Source organism: Streptococcus cristatus AS 1.3089 (assembly GCF_000385925.1).
Classification (GTDB): domain Bacteria; phylum Bacillota; class Bacilli; order Lactobacillales; family Streptococcaceae; genus Streptococcus; species Streptococcus cristatus_B.
In genome coordinates, this window is the sequence record NC_021175.1 from 1,092,311 (window position 1) to 1,111,892 (window position 19,582).

At 41.3% G+C, this 19,582-nt stretch carries 19 protein-coding genes and 2 pseudogenes; 4 read left to right on the top strand and 17 right to left on the bottom strand.

What is annotated here, in order from left to right; all coding sequences use genetic code 11:
- Positions 1–18: 18 nt before the first annotated feature.
- From I872_RS05450 to miaA, 5 genes are read right to left on the bottom strand one after another with little or no spacing between them, the layout of a single operon-like run.
- The gene (locus I872_RS05450; RefSeq protein ID WP_015605145.1) at positions 19–510 is read right to left on the bottom strand and encodes a DUF7832 domain-containing protein; all 492 of its coding nucleotides are present in this window, start codon (positions 508–510) and stop codon (positions 19–21) included.
- Between the two features lie 39 nt (positions 511–549).
- Positions 550–1,479: a ribonuclease Z gene (gene rnz, locus I872_RS05455; RefSeq protein ID WP_015605146.1), complete on the bottom strand. Its 930-nt coding sequence runs from the start codon at positions 1,477–1,479 to the stop codon at positions 550–552.
- A gap of 10 nt (positions 1,480–1,489) precedes the next feature.
- On the bottom strand, positions 1,490–2,113 hold the full coding sequence (locus I872_RS05460; protein ID WP_015605147.1) for a hypothetical protein: 624 nt from the start codon (positions 2,111–2,113) through the stop codon (positions 1,490–1,492).
- Complete coding sequence (gene hflX / locus I872_RS05465) at positions 2,106–3,344, bottom strand: GTPase HflX (protein WP_015605148.1); 1,239 nt, start codon at positions 3,342–3,344, stop codon at positions 2,106–2,108. Before hflX ends, I872_RS05460 begins: the two co-directional genes overlap by 8 nt.
- Before the next feature lie 31 nt (positions 3,345–3,375).
- Complete coding sequence (miaA, locus tag I872_RS05470; RefSeq protein ID WP_015605149.1) at positions 3,376–4,260, bottom strand: tRNA (adenosine(37)-N6)-dimethylallyltransferase MiaA; 885 nt, start codon at positions 4,258–4,260, stop codon at positions 3,376–3,378.
- A gap of 82 nt (positions 4,261–4,342) precedes the next feature.
- Here miaA and I872_RS10920 point away from each other — a divergent pair.
- Positions 4,343–4,512 (top strand): annotated as a pseudogene (locus I872_RS10920) (DUF3042 family protein).
- A 245-nt stretch (positions 4,513–4,757) separates the two neighbouring features.
- Here I872_RS10920 and I872_RS05475 read toward each other — a convergent pair.
- From I872_RS05475 to I872_RS05515, 7 genes are all read right to left on the bottom strand, one after another.
- Positions 4,758–5,156, bottom strand: coding sequence for a hypothetical protein (locus tag I872_RS05475; RefSeq protein ID WP_015605151.1), 399 nt, complete (start codon positions 5,154–5,156; stop codon positions 4,758–4,760).
- A 359-nt stretch (positions 5,157–5,515) separates the two neighbouring features.
- Positions 5,516–6,676: an ABC transporter permease subunit gene (locus tag I872_RS05485; protein WP_015605153.1), complete on the bottom strand. Its 1,161-nt coding sequence runs from the start codon at positions 6,674–6,676 to the stop codon at positions 5,516–5,518.
- Positions 6,673–7,536: an ABC transporter ATP-binding protein gene (locus I872_RS05490; RefSeq protein WP_015605154.1), complete on the bottom strand. Its 864-nt coding sequence runs from the start codon at positions 7,534–7,536 to the stop codon at positions 6,673–6,675. The genes I872_RS05485 and I872_RS05490 overlap by 4 nt, the downstream gene beginning before the upstream one ends.
- A 1,092-nt stretch (positions 7,537–8,628) precedes the next feature.
- The gene (locus I872_RS05500; protein WP_015605156.1) at positions 8,629–9,963 is read right to left on the bottom strand and encodes a sensor histidine kinase; all 1,335 of its coding nucleotides are present in this window, start codon (positions 9,961–9,963) and stop codon (positions 8,629–8,631) included.
- A 32-nt stretch (positions 9,964–9,995) separates the two neighbouring features.
- A complete protein-coding gene (locus I872_RS05505) occupies positions 9,996–10,727 on the bottom strand; it encodes a response regulator transcription factor (protein ID WP_015605157.1) in 732 nt (243 codons plus the stop codon).
- A 1-nt stretch (position 10,728) separates the two neighbouring features.
- Positions 10,729–11,070, bottom strand: coding sequence for a LytTR family DNA-binding domain-containing protein (locus I872_RS05510; RefSeq protein WP_015605158.1), 342 nt, complete (start codon positions 11,068–11,070; stop codon positions 10,729–10,731).
- Positions 11,071–11,252: 182 nt separating this feature from the next.
- Positions 11,253–11,825, bottom strand: coding sequence for a TetR/AcrR family transcriptional regulator (locus I872_RS05515; protein ID WP_015605159.1), 573 nt, complete (start codon positions 11,823–11,825; stop codon positions 11,253–11,255).
- A 126-nt stretch (positions 11,826–11,951) separates the two neighbouring features.
- Between I872_RS05515 and I872_RS05520 the strand changes: the two genes are divergently transcribed.
- Both I872_RS05520 and I872_RS05525 read left to right on the top strand, forming a co-directional pair.
- The gene (locus I872_RS05520) at positions 11,952–12,794 is read left to right on the top strand and encodes a DegV family protein (protein WP_015605160.1); all 843 of its coding nucleotides are present in this window, start codon (positions 11,952–11,954) and stop codon (positions 12,792–12,794) included.
- A gap of 90 nt (positions 12,795–12,884) precedes the next feature.
- Positions 12,885–13,655 (top strand): annotated as a pseudogene (locus tag I872_RS05525) (XRE family transcriptional regulator); the annotation flags it as partial.
- A 181-nt stretch (positions 13,656–13,836) separates the two neighbouring features.
- Here I872_RS05525 and I872_RS05530 read toward each other — a convergent pair.
- Both I872_RS05530 and I872_RS05535 read right to left on the bottom strand, forming a co-directional pair.
- Positions 13,837–14,529 carry a phosphoglycerate mutase gene (locus tag I872_RS05530; RefSeq protein ID WP_015605162.1) on the bottom strand — a complete coding sequence of 231 codons (693 nt, stop codon included), beginning with the start codon at positions 14,527–14,529 and terminating at the stop codon, positions 13,837–13,839.
- A 151-nt stretch (positions 14,530–14,680) separates the two neighbouring features.
- Complete coding sequence (locus tag I872_RS05535) at positions 14,681–15,133, bottom strand: Fur family transcriptional regulator (RefSeq protein WP_015605163.1); 453 nt, start codon at positions 15,131–15,133, stop codon at positions 14,681–14,683.
- A gap of 345 nt (positions 15,134–15,478) precedes the next feature.
- Between I872_RS05535 and I872_RS05540 the strand changes: the two genes are divergently transcribed.
- Positions 15,479–16,672, top strand: a complete 1,194-nt coding sequence (locus tag I872_RS05540; protein ID WP_041826897.1) for an L-lactate MFS transporter — start codon at positions 15,479–15,481, stop codon at positions 16,670–16,672.
- Positions 16,673–16,949: 277 nt separating this feature from the next.
- On the opposite strand, the gene I872_RS05545 is transcribed toward I872_RS05540, so the two are convergent.
- The 3 genes from I872_RS05545 to I872_RS05555 form a co-directional block, all read right to left on the bottom strand.
- Complete coding sequence (locus tag I872_RS05545) at positions 16,950–18,221, bottom strand: TRZ/ATZ family protein (RefSeq protein WP_015605165.1); 1,272 nt, start codon at positions 18,219–18,221, stop codon at positions 16,950–16,952.
- Between the two features lie 70 nt (positions 18,222–18,291).
- Positions 18,292–18,993 (bottom strand): DUF4947 domain-containing protein, encoded by a 702-nt coding sequence (locus I872_RS05550; protein ID WP_015605166.1) that lies wholly within the window; start codon positions 18,991–18,993, stop codon positions 18,292–18,294.
- Between the two features lie 292 nt (positions 18,994–19,285).
- Positions 19,286–19,561: an HU family DNA-binding protein gene (locus I872_RS05555; RefSeq protein WP_005589527.1), complete on the bottom strand. Its 276-nt coding sequence runs from the start codon at positions 19,559–19,561 to the stop codon at positions 19,286–19,288.
- Positions 19,562–19,582: the final 21 nt, after the last annotated feature.

Sequence of the window (19,582 nt, forward strand, 5' to 3'; positions counted from 1 at the left end):
CCTTTCGTCTTGTTAATATCAATGAAATCTTTTTCCAGCTAAATAGTCAGCATAAGCTTGATCAATGACCGGAGCAAAAAGATGATAATCCTCCCAGCTACCTAAAAATTCCAAAGGTAGGTCGTACAAGTCATTGACTACAAATTCAGAATAATCCTTCATGTACTGATGTTCATAGTAGTTGTTCACAAAATCCTGAAAGTCCTTTTTGACATCCATTGTTCCCAATTTGCCATCACACCAGTCTAAAAGATAATCCACACCCAAAGTATGCTCGTCTTTGACACTTTGGAGTGATGTTTCTTCATCAGGAGTCATCATTTCCTTTGCGTCATGCTGGATTAGCCAAGTCACGAAGAAACCAATATGATTCGCAGCCCAACGATGAATCTCTCGGTAATCATCTTGTGTCAATTCCTCATTTTGTAATTGGTAGCTGTGAAGATAGTTGGTTAAGGCATCCTCAACATACCAATCAGCTTTATCCAATAAACGATTTTCAACTGCCATCCTATATTTCTCTCAATGAAACTGTCCTAAATTGGAAAACTATAACTCCACCTCTTCCAAGTCCTTAACCACATGGACCTTTTCAAAGACAGCGCTGGCATCGCGGCGCATTTGGCTAATGTCCTTAGCTAGAAAGCGAGCACTGATATGATTGAGCAGGAGACGCTTGGCACCGGCTTCCTTGGCTACTTCTGCAGCTTGCATATTGGTCGAATGGCCATGTTTACGAGCCATTTTCTCATCTCCCTTGCCATAGGTCGCTTCATGAACCAGCACATCTGCCGCCACAGCCAAGCGAACACTTGAATCGGTCTTTCTTGTGTCACCCAAAATAGTAATGGTCTTACCCGGTCGAGGGGCTGAGATATAATCAGCCGCGATGATTTTGGTCCCATCATCTAGGACGATATCCTGACCATTCTTGACCTTACCAAAGAGGGGACCAAAGGGAACACCCGCCTCGCGCAGCTTGTCCGCATCCAGCGTTCCTTCCAAATCTTTCTGCATGACCCGATAACCCACACAGAAAATCGTGTGGTCTAGCTTATCCGCATAAACAGTGAACTTGTCCGTTTCCAGAATCTTGCCCAGACTGTTTTCATCAAACTCATGAAAATCAATCCGATAAGGCAGACGGGAACCAGACACGCGCAGGCTTGTCATCACAAAATTCTTGATACCGACTGGGCCATAAATTTCCAAATCCGTTTGCTCTTCATTAGCCTGAAAGGAGCGACTGGATAAAAAGCCCGGCAAGCCAAAAATATGATCGCCATGCAGATGCGTGATGAAAATCTTGCTGATTTTGCGCGGTTTAATCGTTGTCTCCAAGATCTGGTGCTGGGTACCTTCACCGCAATCAAACATCCAGACCTCATTGATTTCCTCCAAAAGCTTGAGGACAAGACTGGACACATTGCGAGCCTTGGAGGGCTGACCGGCTCCGGTTCCTAAAAATTGTAATTGCATGTTATTCTTTCTAAATGATATAAATCATGGCAGAGCGATTCTGCGAGTGATAGTATTTTCTGCCAGCATAGGACTGGGCTAGCTGATTAACTTCATCTTGATTGTAGCCCAGAACTCTTTGGCTGCCATCCGCCAGCTGCTGCCAATCGGTCAAAGCAGTCAGCGCCTGACTTTCCACGACTTGAGACTCAGGTCTGAGAGGTGCCATTTTTATTCTCCCAGCTTCTTCGTAAACCAAGTACTGTGGAAAGACTTGGGCGATTTCGAAAAGCAAGTCAGCTGTTACCGGCTCTGGGTTTTCAGGGAAGACCAAGCCGATTTCCTCGCTCTCATAGCAAAATCCGTAGGACTTGCCAGAAAGATTGAGGCGGACAAAAGGCTTGCTTTCCACAAAGCTAGGCTCCGCATTCCATAAGTCCAGCGCTTGGCTAATTTCTAGAAAATAGGCTGTAGCGGCTTCTGGACTTTTCTTTTGATAAAGCTCAGCAAAGTACGCATTGATAACGCTGGGCGGCGGTGTGATAAAGCTACGCTTCTGCTCTTCTGTCAGATCAGCCAATACTTGCTCTAAGTAGACCCTGTCTAGGCTAGTAAAACCGCCGTATTTCAGGGCCAAATCTATATAATCAGTCATAAAATTCTTCCAGTTTCCATTTATTTTTCTCGGCAATCCAGCCTGAAATAGCTTCGACGTCGTCTATGTATTCTCGATGTCCGATAATTGCGACTTTCTCTAAATCATGAATCTTGTAGGCCTTAGCCGGCGCTACCTTGATGGTAAAAGGCAAAAAGAGCTCTTTCATCCGCTCCAGCAGGACTTGCTGCAAAAGAGTTCTGCTATTGTCCGCCTTAGCCGAAATCAAAGAATAAGGAGTCAGGGTCGGGGTGAAATCCTCTGCCTTATCCGCTTTGTTATAGAGAGTCAGCCGGGGAATATCCAGCATATCCAGCTCTTTCATGATGTCAAGGACAGTCTTTTCATGCTCCTCATGATGAGGGTCACTAGCATCAATAACATGGACCAGCAAATCGACATTTTTACTCTCTTCCAGTGTGGATTTAAAGCTAGATACCAGCTCTGTCGGCAAATCCTGAATGAAGCCAACTGTGTCTGTCAGAGTGACATTGAGCTGGCCACTGAGGTTGATGTTCTTAGTCGTGGCATCCAGCGTCGCAAAGAGTTCGTCCGCCTCATACTGGCTCTTACTGGTCAAGCAGTTCATGATCGTAGACTTGCCAGCATTGGTATAACCGATGAGACCGATTTTGAAAATGCTGGACTCTAGCCGCTTTTCACGAACGGTAGCCCGATTTTTCTCCACAGCCTTTAGCTGGCGTTCAATATCATGAATCTGATTGCGGACACTGCGTCGATTGAGCTCCAGCTGACTTTCACCAGGACCGCGAGAGCCAATGCCACCTGCCTGACGACTGAGCATAATGCCCTGTCCAACCAAGCGAGGGAGCAGGTACTTGAGCTGGGCTAGATGCACTTGCAGCTTGCCCTCATGACTCCTAGCCCTCATGGCAAAAATATCCAAAATCAGCTGCATACGGTCAATGACCTTGACCCCCAAGCCTTCTTCTATATTAACATTTTGCCGAGGTGTCAGACGGTTATTGACAATGACGGTCGAAATCTCTTCGGCATCAACCATCTGTCGGATCTCTTCTAACTTACCAGAACCGACAAAGGTCTTGCTATCATACTTTTCTCGCTTCTGGCTATAGGAGCCGACTACCTCAGCTCCAGCAGTCTTAGCTAGACTTTGCAGCTCCTCCATGGATAGGTCAAAATTCTCCGTGTCTGGTAGTTCCACACCGACCAGAAAGACACGCTCTGTTTTTTTCTCTGTTTCTATCATTTCATATCCTTACTAAGACTTGGTCAGCCAGTTACTTGTCCAAAAAACTCTTGATGTCTTCCATAACCTGCTCTTTGTAGTCTGGATTTCCCACCTGGTAAAAGCTCACGGCCATCCGATTGCGAAACCAAGTCAGCTGTCGCTTGGCGAAACGGCGGGTATTCTGTTTGAGCTTGTCCACGGCCTCTTCTAGACTCATCTGACCTTCAAAGTAGGGGAAAAGTTCCTTGTAGCCGATTCCTTTGCTGGCTTGACTAGTTGGAGCATTCTCAAACAGACAACGGGCTTCTTCTAAAAGTCCGGCTTCTATCATCAGATCAACCCGCTGATTGATTCGGTCATAAAGGCGTTTTCGCTCATCATCTAGGCAAATCAGCAGGGCCTCATAGTCTGGCTGGCTGTTTTCTAGCGAACCTCCTAGATGAGCAATCTCCAGCGCCCTCATAGCCCTGCGCCGATTTATCTGAGGAATCTCGATACCCAGCTCTGCTATTTTCCCAAACAAAGCCTCATCTGACCAAGTATCCAGCTGCGACCGATAGGCCAGAATCTCCTCGTGCGAAACAGAGCCGCCCAGATGATAGCCTTCGAGCAAGCTCTGGATATAGAGCCCTGTGCCACCGCAAATGATGGGAAGCTGACCTTGAGCCTCAATCTCACGAATTGCTTGAGACGCCTCAGTCACAAAATCATAGGCCGAGTAGCTTTCTATAACCTCCCGCACATCCAGCAGATGATGGGGGATACCCTCCTGCTCCTCAGGGCGAATCTTAGCCGTGCCAATATCCAAGCCACGATAAACCTGCTGGCTATCCCCGCTGATGATTTGACCATTGAAGCGCTTGGCTACCTCGATACTCAGAGCCGTTTTTCCAACTGCCGTCGGCCCCACTATCACAATTATTTTGGTTTTCATCTTTTTTCCTTGAAAAAATTTTAATTTTTCGTTACTATTAATTATAACATAAATAATAAAAGTTCAGAAAAGGAGAAATCACATGGCTAAAGGATTTGGAAAAGGCGTTCTTACAGGTGTAGCAGGTACCGTCGCTGCTCTTGCTGGTGCAGTCTATGCCTTTAAGAAAAAGTCATCGAACCTGAGGAGCAAAAAGCAGCTTTCATCGAAGAAAACCGTAAGAAAGCCGCTCGCAAACGTGTAGCACACTAAGCCTGCACATTTTACAAAAGAGAGTGGGACAGAAATCGGTAATTCGTTAGAATTCGATTTCGTCGTCCCACCTCCGCACAGTTGAGTAGGGCTGTAAAAAGCTGATGAAATCAGCGTAGTAGAGCCCACTCAACCACTGCGTCTTGCTCAACATTCCAAAGACAATTGAGAGGCTAGGACTTTTGTCCCAGCCTCTTTTCTTTTGTAGAAAACAGCAATCAGGATAACTACTACAGCTAAAACAATTAATCTTTTACATCAGTCTCTTTCTTAGATGGCCGAATGCCATGAGAGCTAAAGATATAATTGCTTAAGAGCGAAAATACTAACAAGCCAAGCACAAAAAACAAATCATAAGTGGGCTCAGAAGACAGGGACACGAAGGGAATTGCAAGACACAAAATTGTGACATAAAAGATTTTCAACTGCTTGATATAAAGCCAGAAGAGTTCAATGCTCCGACTGCCACTGATCTGCGACTTAGACTTACTTTTCGCGTACCAGATGATAAAGGCTTCCGCATAACAGAATAGACTTAGCAAAAAGACCATGCTCCCAAAGCGAATCTGCAGTAGAATTCCCACTGCTAACAATAAGATAAAACCTAAGCTCGTAGCAACTACTGCTCGCCTAGTATTAGTCATAAAATCAACTCCTTTAAAGGATAAATTCAAAGAATGTCTTTAACAGTTTTTTTCTTTTTATTCTCAAGTAATCAAAAAATCAATCCTTATTTCTATGATGAGAACTAAAAAATATAAGCAAAACCATTAAAAACGAGACAATTAGGCCTACCGTAGTTTGGTTTAAAAACGGATAATTAAAAAATAAATAATTACAGAGTGTTAATAATAGACCTCCTGCCGTTAGCACAAAAGATATAAGCAGAGAAATTTTAAAAAACAATTTCTTTTCCATATTAGTGACCTCTTTTTTACTTGTATATTCCATCAGAAAAGCGAAACTACTTTTCTAAAATAAACTAAAATAGACAACAGCTAGTTTAAAGTCCTCTTTTTCGGATAATCCGATAAGTCATCAGACAGCAGAGGAGCGTGAGAGAGAGGCGGATAATGATCACGCTGACACCATTTGCGGTAAAATCATTGAAGAAAAATCCTTTGCTATTGGAAAGTTTCAATAAGATTCCTTCCGTTCCATCGGTTGAAATTGAAAAAATAGTTAGTATCTTATTCATCAGACCATCTCTGAAAATATTCATCAAAAAGTCTGGGGCCAAGAACATCCCTACAGAACTTGCAAATGTTGCTAAAGGCGACTTTGTCAAACTAGATATGAGGACCATCCTACCAATAATGAAGAGTAAACCAACAAACTGGAATAGAATAAGGCGAATCAACAATTCTAAGAGATTCATATGGACAGGGAATTGCAAAATATTATAAATGGTCGAAATCCATTCCAAATTCATCTGGACGCTGGTATCCCAACCACTCCAACCGAAGTAGGTCCCAAACACTAGCAAAATAAGGCTATTAACAAGGACAAATGTAAAGGTAGCAATTCCAAAAACAGATACAATTTTTGCAATTGTTAACTGGTTGCGACCATATTTGGTTGTTAGAAGCAATGAATCCATCTTTCTTGCTCGATCACCTGAGAAAACAGAGCAGCAAATATAGATTACAAATACCACCATTAAACTAAAAGCTGCATTTAAGGTATTAAACAACTTATGCCAAGGAGCAAAATTTCCCAGCTTTAACGTTTTTAAAGGGAAATGAGACTGCAGCTCTTCTTGTGACTTGAGGCTAATCCGGTCATAATGTAAGACATCGTCAGATTTATAAGTATCTGTTAAAATTTCTTGAGAATTCGATACGAGGCGATCAATGGCATACCAGGAAAACATATCATACAAATCATTCTGTTTGAAATAGGGCATATTCGCTGCATAGTCATTAACGATTTTATCCATTAACTCATCAGATAAATAATCAGTATGCTCTTCAGCAATCTTTTGTTTGATCACAACTGCTTGTTTCCCATGTATTCGATCAGCTGAAGATCCACTAATCTGCCCATCATTAAAAAAATTTGCATAAAACAATCCAGCTAAAACCAGTATAATAGCCAGTACTGCACCTAAAACTGACTTCTTTTTTAGTAATTTTTTCAATTCAAAAGGAACTAATGCTATCATCCATTTGCCTCCTCTCTAAAGTAATAGATATACAAATCTTCCAGACTTGGAATCACCCGCTGCGCCCCTTCGACAAGACTATCACTGCTAATAACCCGTAAGACGATACCGTCTGGTTCTATCCGCTCATTCACAATTACATAATCCCTTGCAAAACGCTGCCACTCACGTTCGGAAACACGAAATTCCCAAACTTGCCCCTCGATAAGTGAAAGAAGTTCCTTAGCACTACCTCTTTCCACAAAATTTCCATCTTTTAAGATTAGGATCTCCTTGGCTATCGCCTCTACGTCCGATACGATGTGGGTAGATAAGAGGATGATTTTATCAGCCGATAGCTCACTGATAATATTTCTGAATTTCACCCTTTCCTTGGGATCCAGTCCCACTGTTGGCTCATCTAAAATCAATATTTTAGGATTATTGAGAAGTGCCTGCGCAATGCCCAGTCTTTGCTTCATACCACCTGAATAGGAAGCAATCTTCTTTTTCCGAACATCGTATAAACCAGTAAGTTTCAAAAACTTATCGCTCTCTACTCTGGCTTGTTTCTTCGTCATACCCTTAAGAGCGGCCATATATAGAAGGAAATCGAGCCCCGTAAAGTTATGATAATAAGAAAAATCTTGTGGCAAGAATCCAAGATACTGGATATACTCTTCTGTATGTGATGCCCCATCACACTTTATCCTTCCTTGGCTCGGCTTTATGAGATCACAAATGATATTCATCAGGGTCGTCTTACCCGTACCATTTGCCCCAAGCAAACCATAAACTCCCTCAGTAAATTCGCAGGAAATATCTTTGAGCACAGACTTAGAGCCATAGCTCTTACTAATGCCTATCATTTCTAACTTCATAGATGCCCTCCATTCCAAAAAGCGCCATTAGATATAGCAAATCACCTTTTTCCAAAAATCACAAACATTATTATACTGTTATTATAACATAATTTTTTGATTAAAAGTTTTTTTTAATTAGACTTCAACCATTTGCAAAGTCAATCTTAACCTGCTTAGATTATAGCGCACTTTCTCCAAATAACAAGCCGAAAATCATAAACAGTCTGCATTTCATCCTAAATGGTCATTTGAAGAAAAAAACACAGCACTTGCTGGAAGCAAATGCTGGTTTTACTAAAATAATAAAATTTAAATTACAAAGAGCATAAGAAAGAATTGACCAGCAGGATATTCCGTATCGTCTTCTTGGAAAAATGCTATAAGAAATATTCTTAGAAAATATCACGAAAAAGTAAGACAGAGAGAGTATAGTGATAGACTGTTCAATTTTAGCAAATCTAATTTGTTTTATGTTTTCTACTAGCTACCTTGGCATATTTTATTCCCCAAATAAGTAGAATAAGTAAGATAAATAATAGAATAGTGGATATCAGAGCAATTAATTTTTGAAACTCATCACTAATCGTTATTAGTCTGTAAGAACTAAATATAAACAGAGCCAAGGTCAAAATAGTAAAGAAAATTTGGTTTGATAAGATGTCGGAACTACTTTCTTTTTTTATTTGGTTCATAAAATAAAGATTCAACACAAGATTGCTCACAAGTATCAAATAAAAACAAATCTGAACTAGAAGCGATACTTTAAAAATCTGGTTACTTAAAATCATAACGAATAAAGCCAGGCTAGGAAGCTGGGCAGTTAAAAATCGCATTAGATATGTATTGCTATATAATTTCTTCATTTCTTGTCACTCCTAACAATTAAATAACAAAAAACCAGACAACAGTTTGAATTTAAGTTATATTTGTCTCTAAACAAGGCATTTATCTTAGTGCCTTCGTATTCTTAAACCCTATATTAATTATAGCACTTTTAAACAGGTGTGGCACTAAAAACCTTAAATTGTCTTTTTTTACTCATAAACAGTTATTGTTACTCTCATTGAGTTAAATCAAGTTGTAAATCTAATCATTCGCAATCTAATAAATTCATTTTATCTCCAACTCTTGTCTAAAAGAGTAATCATGACTAGTGGTTCGCAGAGAAACATTGGGATAGTGGCTGATAATATTTTGAACATTGGAGAGACCAAGCCCTCTATTTTCTCCTTTAGTGCTAAAGCCCTTTTTAAAAATAGTATCGGAAGGGATAGAAAACTCTTTTATTGTATTCTCAACAATAAAAATCTGTCTACCTTCCTGCTCTAAAAAGGCAAAAGAAACCACTGGATGACTAGTCTCCACTGCTGCTTCCATAGCATTATCAGCCAGTATGGAAACAATCGTAATAAAATCAAGCAATTCCATTCCTTGAGGTTTAATTTCTTGCGGAACTTCCAAGCCAATTTCTATTCCCTTGCTCTGAGCTTCTAGAAATTTTGCTGACAAGACGCTCTTGAGAGCATCATTGTGGATATTGGACAGACGACCCAAATCATATTTAGATTGGTTGAGCGCTTGACCTGAGTCTTTAAGGACTTGGTTATAAATCTGCTCGATGGCTGGTAAATCGTGCGTATCAATTCCCAACTTCAGACTCCTTAAAATATTGATGTAATCATGCCGAAAACTTCGCAACTCATTATAAAGTTCTTCAATGTGCTGACTGTAATCGGACATATTTCTCAACTGTAACTCTCTTTGTTCACTTAACTGCTGTTGAATTCGCTCTCGCAAATTACGGTCTAGGATATTTACCGAACTGAGAAAGAGAATAATATAAATTATCACAATAAATTTTCTATATGGCAAATTAACCACATTATGAGTTATTTCTAAATAAGAGAAAAATTGTACAAATACAATATAAAAAACCATGGATATATTAAGGAAAATGACTAGGTGTTTATCAGCCTCATTTAATCTAAATTCTCCTAACCGCTTAAATTTATAATGTAGTAAACTTGGGATCCATAACGATAGTAAACTAGCTACAAAAGCCGTAATATTTAAAATAAGCTGTTCTTCATTTATTAGTTGGTTATATTCCAAACCGAAAATAGGAATAACAAAAAAAGTTAATATACGATATAGAAGATTCCAAAGAACAACTGGGAAAAGACCATAAAAGATAGATAACGTTATAGGAATAGAACTCGGTCTAGTTAATAATAAAGAAAAAATTAAAAAATAAACTGGAAGATCTAAGTAAGTTAAAAAAGTTTCACTAAATAAGACAAAAAGCAGAAGATTAAAAAATATATAAATAAAAGGTATTAAGACGTACTTAATCCATGTCAACTTAATTCCACTGATACGTGAAAATAAGAAAGACAGAGCTATCATTTCGAAAACAAGTAAAACAACTTGTATTATTCTTGGCATAATTCCTCTCCTACTTCTATCATATGACTTCCCTACTGCCTTAAAGCTGCCCGCAATCCTTTCATCTTGAGGCGTGATACATAGCAACTAGCGCCATTAGGAAAATAGGCTATGTTTTCTATCTTATCCAGCTGAGAGATATTCGCTGGATTGACCACATAAGAGCGATGACACCGATAGAGACGCTTGTCCTGCTTTGTAATCTCAGAAAGCTGTCCGTAAAATTCGATCCGCTCTTTCTTGGTATAGAGAACGAGTCTATGAGGCACTTCTGATGTCTCAAAATAATAGATTTCACTAAAAGGCACCTGAAAATCTGATTTGGAATTTTCAAAGACAAAAGTTTCTTCAGCTTGAAAACTGTCCTTTCTCTCATAAAGATAGGCTAGGTCCTGCTCAATCTGCTTGATAAAATCTTCCTCAGGCAAACCTTTATCAATAAAGTCAAAAGCTGATACCTGATAGCGAAAAGTCAAGGGCATAAATTCTGAGTGAGTCGTCACAAATACAATCAGAGCATAGGGATCCAACTTGCGAATCTTTCCTGCCACCTCTAGTCCCTTCTGCGTCTCTTGCTTAATCTCAATATCCAAAAAGAAAATCTGATGACTCCCCCGTTCCCTTACTGCATCAATCAGCATGTCCGGCTTGCCGTAGATTTCTAAAAACTGGCATTCCCAGCCATTCTTTTCCAAAATTCCCTTAATGGTTGACTCCATATAGGCTTGTTGCTTAAGATCGTCTTCTAATACAAAAATTTTCATCTTATTTTCTTCCTTCCTGAGACCAGCGCTTGATGAGACTGGATAAATGACGCCTTGAGCAGACAATATCTCCTAAGTCAGACTGCTCAAAAAACAAGCTTTTACGCTCTCTATCAAATCCTTGAACCTTGGCTAAATTGACCAGTGTTTGACGATTACAGTGAACCAGCGAATCAGGATAGAGGTTAGCCAGCTCAGTCAGAGAAGCCCTAAGGCTGTAGTTGCCTTGTCCAGTCACGATGAGAACGACGTGCGACTTTTGAGGATGGGACTGGATATAGTAAATTGTCGAAAGATCCAGCTTTCGAAGGGTGTTGCCGTCTTTGATTACGATAGTAGCCATTGTCTACCTCCTTTGCTCTAGCATAGCACAGGTTGCATCGCCAATGACTCCCAAATCCTAAATGGTAGCTGAGAAGTCTTAAATGGTCCAAGAAGTACTAAGTAAAAACTTACTTGTTAGGTAAGTTTTTATGATCTATTATTTCAGTCCGATATATTGGTGTCAAACATTTGTACGAACTATTACTTTTTCTTTTTCTGTGGGAAAAGGGGCATGCCCAAAGCAGCAATCTTTTCAGCCGGGACCTTCATGCCTTCTTTGATCCATTTGGAAAGCACCGAAACAACCGCAGAACTCCAGAATGAATTCATATAGGAATTAGCTGTCTTTTTCCCACCTTTGCTACGTTTTTCAAGGAAATCAAAGACCGCCTGCGTCAGCAACTTTTCAAAATTATAATCAATGGCCAGACTAATAACACGCGCTTCCTTCTTGGCTTCCTTAAAAAGAAAAAGCCAAATCTGGTACATTTCTGTCTTGAAATTAAACTGCTCCAGTTTATCGACAATTCCTTGAACCGTATTTTTGAAAATCCCCTCTAGAATTTCTTCTTTAGAGCTATAGTTCCGATAAAAGGCTGCGCGCGAAACTCCAGCCCGTTCGACTAACTCAGAGATGGTAATCTTTTTCAAATCTTTCTTCTCTAGCAGTTGCATCAGAGAAATTTCCAAGGATTCCTTTGTAATTCGATTGGATTCTTGGTTATAAGTTTTTAAATTTGCGAGGGATTTTTCTGATATTTTCTTTTCCGCCATAACAATTTCTTTCTTCCTGTATCAGCTGAGAATTAGGGCTTTATATCAAAGCATCTTCATGTTATAATTGTAAGAAAAGACATGTTTTTTGTCAATGTATAAAACTGATAGACCAGGAGAACCCAAATGACTTGGAAAATTGTTGCCGATTCTGGCTGTGACTACCGTGAGATTGCAGATCTAGCCAACCAGACAACTTTTGAGAGTGTGCCACTGACCATTCAGATTGATAACGAGATTTTTGTGGATAGCGCTCATCTCGATATTGATGACATGATGGAAAAAATGTACGCTACTTCAACCGCTTCAAAATCAGCCTGTCCAAGCCCTGATGACTATCTCAGAAGCTTTGAAGGAGCTGAAAATATTTTTGTCGTGACGATTACAGGCTCCCTTTCTGGTAGCCACAATAGCGCCCAGCTAGCCAAAAAGCTCTTCTTAGAAGAACATCCAACAGCAAATATCCATGTCATTGATAGCCTTTCGGCTGGTGGCGAGGTTGATCTGATCGTCAAAAAATTGAACGAACTCATCAAAGAAGGCCTTTCTTTCGAGCAAGTAGTGGAAGCCATCTCCCACTACCAAAAAAACACAAAGCTTCTCTTTGTGCTGGCCAAGGTAGATAATCTGGTCAAAAATGGTCGTCTCAGCAAGCTAATCGGTGCAGTTGTCGGCCTCCTCAATATTCGCATGGTGGGCGAAGCCAGTGATACTGGTACTCTGGAGCTTCTTCAAAAAGCTAGAGGGGCTAAAAAGGCTCTGACTGCTGCAGTGGATGAAGTTCTGAAAGCTGGATATAAGGGCGGCCGCATTATCATTGCTCATCGCAATAACGAGAAATTTTGCCAGCAATTTGCGGAAGTTATCAAGGAAAAATTCCCAGCTGCCGACATTTCATTCCTACCAACTTCTGGGCTTTGCAGCTTTTACGCAGAAGAAGGCGGCCTCTTGATGGGCTACGAAATTTAATTATCTCCTTTTGAGCTGAATATCTCTATTCAGCTCTTTACTTTTTCGATTTAATTCGTTAAAATAGAAGAAAGAAAAGGAGTGAAAGTCATGGCAAGAGGACGAGGTGTCGCCAGCCCCCAAGATAAGGAGGCAATGCGACTCATTTCTAAAAAGATCAAAACTTTATTGAAGGAAAAGCAAATCAAACAAATTGAACTTTCCCGAGGAACAGGAATTCCAGCCAGCACTCTTACTGGCTATATCAAAGGAAATTCCCTGCCTGTCCTAGAAAATATGCAAAAAATTGCAGACTTCTTTGATATGGATGTTCAAGAGCTGGATCCTCGCTATTTATCAGTTCATAGCCCTACATCATTTTCGCTAGAGTTCGCAGATGTTTTCCAAGCCCTAGACCAGACCCACAGACAAGCTGTAACAGACTTTGCTAAAAAAGAGCTGGAAAATCAAACGACTGAGGAAAGATTAAAAGACGACTATTTTCCTTACAAGGTCTATGAGAGCTATCAGACTTTCTTGAACAAGCCCGAACAAGCTGACATCGTCTGGTTAGACAAAGAGCTTGACTATGATATTGCCCTCTGGATTCGGACAGATTCGCTGGAACCCAAGTATCCACAGGGATCTGTAGCACTTGTCAAGAATACACATTTTGAATTTGCAGGCGCTATCTATGCCATTGATTACGACGGGCAAACCATTTTGAAAAGAGTTTTCAATGACCCAACTGGCATCCGCCTCATCTCTCTCAATAAAAAATACAGCGATAAATTTATCCCGCATCAAGAGGAACCCAAGGTCATCGGCCGTGTCATGGCCGCCTTCATGCCCTTAGATTTATCAGACCAAGCACAAAAGAGGCTGGGACAAAAGTACCTAGCCTCTCAATTGTCTTTGGATTGTCGAGCAAGACGCAGTGGTTGTGTGGGCTCTACTAGGCTGATTTCATCAGCTTTTACAGCCCTACTCAACTGTGCGGAGGTGGGATGACGAAATCGAATTCTAACGAATTACCGATTTCTGTCCCACTATCTATCATCAATTATTTTCCAAGGTAGTATTCAGAAACCACGTTCAATTTTTCGTCGAATTCGAATACCAATGGTGGGAAGTTAGGGATTTCCACATCCATGATTTCGTCATCTGACAATTGTTTGATGTGTTTTACAAGGGCACGGATTGAGTTACCGTGAGCTCCTACAAATACGTTTTTACCATCTTTAAGAGCTGGAGCGATTTTATCTTCCCAGAATGGAAGGGCACGTTCCAAAGTTACTTTCAAGTTTTCAGCATCTGGAATGACTGAGTCGTCAAGTGAAGCGTAACGACGGTCAGTGTGAGCTGAGTGCTCATCGTCACGATCCATGTTTGGAGGCAATACATCGTATGAACGACGCCAGATGTGAACTTGCTCATCACCAAATTGCTCAGCTGCTTCAGCCTTGTTTTTACCAGTCAAACCACCGTAGTGACGCTCGTTCAAGCGCCATGATTTTTCAACTGGAACCCATAGTTGGTCAGCTGCTTCAAGCGCCAAGTTTGTTGTTTTAATCGCACGTTTCAAAACTGAAGTGTAAGCTTGGTCAAATTCGATACCTGCTTCTTTGATCAATTTACCAGCGTCGATTGCTTGTTGTGTACCTTTTTCAGAAAGATCTACGTCAGCCCAACCAGTGAAGAGGTTAGCTTTGTTCCATTCAGACTCACCATGGCGAGCAAAAACCAATTTTACCATTAGATGGATTCTCCTTTTATTTTCCGGGGTCTACCCCGTTTATCTATTCTATTTTACAAAATTTTCTCTCAAAAATCTAGTCTCAGCGGGATATTTGTGAAATTTTCCACTTGCTAAACCTCTTGAGAAAATTAATTCTCACTCAAGACTTCTAGCTAGCCACTTGTTCTTGCTGGGCACACTCTGGACAAATGCCATAAACGACCATCTGACTCTTAGTAATTTGATAACCAGTCTGCTCTGCTGCTTCCTGCTGAACATCTGGTAAATCCAAGTCCATATCTGCAATTCGACCACATTTTTCACAAATGACATTGAGGTGCTGATGCCCCATAAAATCATAATAAGTCGTCGTGTCATTTCGGACTTTGAGCTCAGAGACAAAGCCTTCATCAATCAATACTTTTAAGTTATTATAAACAGTCGCCAAGCTCATATTAGGAAATTCAGGCAAGAGGGCTTGGTAAATCATCTCTGCACTAGGGTGGTCATGACTGCTGATAATAAAAGCAATCACAGCCTTTCTCGTCTCCGTGATTCGAACACCTTTCAGCCTCAGATGTTTAATCACTTCTTGGTAATCTTTTTTATGCTCCTCATTCATCTTCTCTATACTCCATCTACATTCATTTCTAGCTTATTTCCATTATATCATGACAAAGAGGGATTTTCTATTAAGAATGATTGTAAATAAGAAAAATTATTAACCCACCTAATAGACCTATTAATTTTAATTAAGTAGATTTTTGCCTCAAAGCACGATATGATAGAGATGTTAACAAACATGTAAGCGCTTAAATTATTTGACATGTCAGCTTTATAGTAACAAATTCTGTAGCCAATCTTCTGCTATTTTACCTGCCCTGCAGGAAACATGCAGGACAACTATTTGGGTACAGCTGGTTTTCTATCACTTTTTAGAAAAAATTATATAAATGAGGATATCATTATGAAAAAAACACCAAATCGCTGGTTAATTTTAGCAGCAGCTATCTTAACCAACCTTTCTTTAGGTGCTGGATACGCCTGGTCTGTTTTTCAAAAAGCGCTGCTGGAAGCCAATGCTAGCCAAGGATGGGTACAAGCTCAGACCTCTCTAGCCTTCAGTATCTCTTTTGCAATGGTCCCAATCGGCATGATTATTTTCGGACCTAAAGTCGATTCATTAGGCCCTAAGAAATTTGTCTTTCTAGGAGGAATTCTCTTTGGTGCGGGTATGTTTGCTACAGGATTTGCAACTTCTCTTCCTGTACTCTACTTGACATACGGGGTTATCCTTGGTCTCGGTATCGGATCAGCCTATGGCGCTTCAACTTCTGTCGCTACCAAATGGTTCCCTGATAAAAAAGGTCTCGCGGGTGGTTTAACCGCAGCGGGCTTTGGACTTGGACCACTAATCATCGGACCACTTGCCAAAACTCTCATCGCTTCAATGGGCGTCTATTCTACATTTAAAGTTCTGGGTATTGCCCTGCTTGTCGTTATCTGCTGCTCTTCACTTGTCATGGAAAAAGCTCCTGCAGCTGCTCCTGCAGCAGGAAGTTCTGCACCGACAGGAAAAACCCACAAAGAAATGCTACGCGAAGGCAACTTCTGGTTGCTGTGGCTCATTTACATTTTAGGTGCTACTGGTGGTATGATGATTATCGGTTCAGCAGCGTCTATCTCCGACCAATATAAACTAGTTGGAGAGGCAACTCTATTCGTTATGCTGGTTTCTATTGCCAATACTTTTGGACGGATCTTCTGGGGAGCTGTATCGGACAAAATCGGCCGCTATCCGACCGTAATCGCCATGTTTGGCGCTGTCGCTGGTGGCTTGGCGCTGACCGCTCTCTTTAAAGGGGAAGGAAGCATTCTTGCAATCTTAGGCGTCATGCTTGTCGCCCTGTCTTTCGGTGGCTTCCTTGGATCTTTCCCAGGTATTACAGCTGAAAATTGGGGCGTGGCTAATGTCGGCACAAACTACGGCTGGATGTTCACAGCCTATGGTGTTGCAGCTATTGCCGGACCACAGTTGGGTGCTCGACTTGCCCAAGCAAACAACGGAGACTATTCAATGGCCTTCTACATCGTTATTGGTATGGCACTCCTTGGTATCGTCCTACAATTGTTCTATATTTCTAAATCAAAGAAAGCTTAAATCTAATACTAACTCTGGGCTAACCCAGAGTTTTTCTTTTGACAAAGAAACTCTTAGCCAGCAGAAAGTGAAAAGAGCTTTCCTGACTAACATAAAGAGAATGGGACAGAAATCGGTAATTCGTTAGAATTCGATTTCGTCGTCCCACCTCCGCACAGTTGAGTAGGGCTGTAAAAGCTGATGAAATCAGCGTAATAGAGCCCACTCAACCACTGCGTCTTGCTCGACAATCGAAAGACAATTAAGAGGCTAGGACTTTTGTCCCAGCCTCTTCTTTTTAACGGAACGATTCTAGATCAACGGTCAGCACTTGGCCGTCTCGGACAACCTGTCGTCCTGCAATATAGACATCCTGAACATCGCTACCTTTGACTGCGTACACTAGGTGGGAAAGCATATTTTCCAAAGGATAAAGATGAAGTCGTCCCTTAGGCTGAATGGCAATGAAATCGGCTTGCTTACCCGTTTCCAGACTGCCGATTTTGTTCTCCAAGCCCAGCGCCTTAGCTCCTTCGATGGTCAAAGCCTTCAAGGCCTGCTCAATTGTAAACTGGGTCGCATCTCCCGCCCGCATCTTCTGGAGGAGGGCAGCTGTCCGCCCTTCCTCAAACATGTCCAGATTATTATTGGAAGCGACAGAGTCTGTAGCTAAGCCAACGGTCACCCCAGCGGCTAGTACGTCGGTCACCGGAGCTACTCCAGAAGCCAGCTTGAGATTGCTGATAGGATTGTGGGCGATGCTGACTGGAGAAGCCGCTAAATCCGCAATCTCTGACGGATTCAGTTCAACTCCGTGAGCAAAAACGGCTGGTTGCTCCAAGTAGCCTAGCTCTTTCAAGAAAGCCAAAGGCCGTTTACCATAGCGCTGCAGGATGATTTTATTTTCTTCCTGTGTCTCCGCTACATGGATATGAAGCTTCAAATCCAGCTCACGAGCTAGCCCAAGACTGCCCTTGAGCAACTCTTCGTTACAGGCATAGGGTGAATGTGGCGCCACCATGACCTGAAAATCTTCATCATCATAGGAGCGGATTTTCTCAATAATGACCCGAGTACGTGCCAGAGTCTCTTCTGCTGTTTCCGCCTCTGAGCTAAAGAGTGTTGGTGAGAAATAGCAGCGCATACCAGACTGCCGCACAGTCTGATAAATCCGGTCAATATCCACTCCCTTAGGATTATACATATCATTAAAAGTCGTTGTTCCTGACTGCAGCATTTCAGCCAGAGCCAGCTGAACAGCCTGGGTCGTTAGATCCGCTGTGAATTGACTTTCTGCTGGCCAGATATAGTCCTCCAGCCATTCATGCAGATTGCTATCGTCACGAATCCCACGCAACAAGGTCATGGCTGAGTGCGTATGGCAGTTGACCAGACCTGGCATGAGCCATGCTCCTTCATAATCCACCAGCTCGCTACACTGTTCTAGCCAAGCCTCGTCATAGGGACCACAATAGGCAATACGTTCATCCTCCACAACCAGCAACCCGTCCCGGTAAACATGAAATGCGCTGTCACAGGTCACCAGATTGACATTTGTATAAGCTTGCATCCTTGCTCCTTCTCATTTCGTTTTAGCTATTATAGCAAGCCTAGTAAACTAGCGCAAGAATTTTCTAAGATTATTTAAAATAAAGATAATCAGGATTGGGAGTCATATAATACAACTCTCCTTTAGAGAAAATCAGATTAATCTTATGTTGCTTATAGCTATATAAAATATAATCACTCTCCAACTGATAGTCTTGGCTCAAGCTAGCTGCCTGTGCAATATCCACTGCTGTTACATAGAAAGCCTTTGCCTGTTCTTCCGTCACATGCTGACCTTGATAGAGTTCTTTTATATTTTCTAACTCCTGAGCTTTAAAAGTGTCTTTAAGGTAGTTCGGATCCTTTATGACGGCCTCCGGCTCGCCAAGAACCTTTTTGACTTGCTCCTCTGTATAGCCTTTGAAATCAGGCGTTTGAGCGCTAAATCCTCCCTCAAAAGAACGATAATAAACCTTGGCATTGCCTGTTGCATAAATCTTGTCTTTATTGGCAGACTGCGCATCTTGAGGCAAGCCATCTGTCACTTCATCTGGCGAACTTGTCGCCTTGCTCTCAGAAGCTGGAGCACTAGATGATGAGGTCTGACTGCTCTTTCCTCTTTCTTGCTGATTAGAGCCTGTATCCTTGCCTGCTTCCGCTTTCTTTGGTATTTTTCCTTTTTGCACAGAAGAGGCTTCAGACCTTGGCACCCTTTTCCTTGGATAATAGCAAGATGTCAAAGCCATAACAGCTGCAAGCGTGGTTAAAAAGGTTATTACTTTTTTAAAATTCATAGCTCCCCCCATTTCTTAGCTACATTATATCATATTTTAAGTTGAGCAGGAGGATCATCCCGATTTTTGCTGCCTTGCTTAACAAACAAGTGTTGTGTCTTCTAGACAGCTAAGAGAAATAGTTGATATACGAGTTAGAAAGCTTGATACAGTTTACATAAAAGATAGAAGCTAACGTCGTTAAACTTTTAAACAAATTATCTTCTTAGCTTTGCCCCTTTCTTGCCCTCGAACATAAAAAGCCTACTGTACAAGCTAGAACGCTTGATACAATAGGCTTTTAATTTTTGTCTTATTTAACAGCGTCTTTAAGAGCTTTACCTGCTTTGAAAGCTGGAACTTTAGAAGCTGCGATTGTGATTTCTTTACCAGTTTGTGGGTTGCGACCTTTACGTGCTGCACGCTCACGAACTTCAAAGTTACCAAAACCAATCAATTGAACTTTTTCACCTTTTGAAAGGTATTCTGTAACTGCTGCAAATACAGCGTCAACTGCTGCTGCTGAATCTTTTTTAGTCAATTCTGTAGCTTCTGCTACTTTTGCGATCAAATCTTGTTTGTTAGCCATTTAACAAATCCTCCAATTTTT

What these genes read in the sequence shown, in the direction of transcription:
- I872_RS05450 (WP_015605145.1), bottom strand. Translation starts at nt 510, where the DNA reads ATGGCAGTTGAAAATCGTTTATTGGATAAAGCTGATTGGTATGTTGAG.
- rnz (WP_015605146.1), bottom strand. Translation starts at nt 1,479, where the DNA reads ATGCAATTACAATTTTTAGGAACCGGAGCCGGTCAGCCCTCCAAGGCT.
- I872_RS05460 (WP_015605147.1), bottom strand. Translation starts at nt 2,113, where the DNA reads ATGACTGATTATATAGATTTGGCCCTGAAATACGGCGGTTTTACTAGC.
- hflX (WP_015605148.1), bottom strand. Translation starts at nt 3,344, where the DNA reads ATGATAGAAACAGAGAAAAAAACAGAGCGTGTCTTTCTGGTCGGTGTG.
- miaA (WP_015605149.1), bottom strand. Translation starts at nt 4,260, where the DNA reads ATGAAAACCAAAATAATTGTGATAGTGGGGCCGACGGCAGTTGGAAAA.
- I872_RS05475 (WP_015605151.1), bottom strand. Translation starts at nt 5,156, where the DNA reads ATGACTAATACTAGGCGAGCAGTAGTTGCTACGAGCTTAGGTTTTATC.
- I872_RS05485 (WP_015605153.1), bottom strand. Translation starts at nt 6,676, where the DNA reads ATGATAGCATTAGTTCCTTTTGAATTGAAAAAATTACTAAAAAAGAAG.
- I872_RS05490 (WP_015605154.1), bottom strand. Translation starts at nt 7,536, where the DNA reads ATGAAGTTAGAAATGATAGGCATTAGTAAGAGCTATGGCTCTAAGTCT.
- I872_RS05500 (WP_015605156.1), bottom strand. Translation starts at nt 9,963, where the DNA reads ATGCCAAGAATAATACAAGTTGTTTTACTTGTTTTCGAAATGATAGCT.
- I872_RS05505 (WP_015605157.1), bottom strand. Translation starts at nt 10,727, where the DNA reads ATGAAAATTTTTGTATTAGAAGACGATCTTAAGCAACAAGCCTATATG.
- I872_RS05510 (WP_015605158.1), bottom strand. Translation starts at nt 11,070, where the DNA reads ATGGCTACTATCGTAATCAAAGACGGCAACACCCTTCGAAAGCTGGAT.
- I872_RS05515 (WP_015605159.1), bottom strand. Translation starts at nt 11,825, where the DNA reads ATGGCGGAAAAGAAAATATCAGAAAAATCCCTCGCAAATTTAAAAACT.
- I872_RS05520 (WP_015605160.1), top strand. Translation starts at nt 11,952, where the DNA reads ATGACTTGGAAAATTGTTGCCGATTCTGGCTGTGACTACCGTGAGATT.
- I872_RS05530 (WP_015605162.1), bottom strand. Translation starts at nt 14,529, where the DNA reads ATGGTAAAATTGGTTTTTGCTCGCCATGGTGAGTCTGAATGGAACAAA.
- I872_RS05535 (WP_015605163.1), bottom strand. Translation starts at nt 15,133, where the DNA reads ATGAATGAGGAGCATAAAAAAGATTACCAAGAAGTGATTAAACATCTG.
- I872_RS05540 (WP_041826897.1), top strand. Translation starts at nt 15,479, where the DNA reads ATGAAAAAAACACCAAATCGCTGGTTAATTTTAGCAGCAGCTATCTTA.
- I872_RS05545 (WP_015605165.1), bottom strand. Translation starts at nt 18,221, where the DNA reads ATGCAAGCTTATACAAATGTCAATCTGGTGACCTGTGACAGCGCATTT.
- I872_RS05550 (WP_015605166.1), bottom strand. Translation starts at nt 18,993, where the DNA reads ATGAATTTTAAAAAAGTAATAACCTTTTTAACCACGCTTGCAGCTGTT.
- I872_RS05555 (WP_005589527.1), bottom strand. Translation starts at nt 19,561, where the DNA reads ATGGCTAACAAACAAGATTTGATCGCAAAAGTAGCAGAAGCTACAGAA.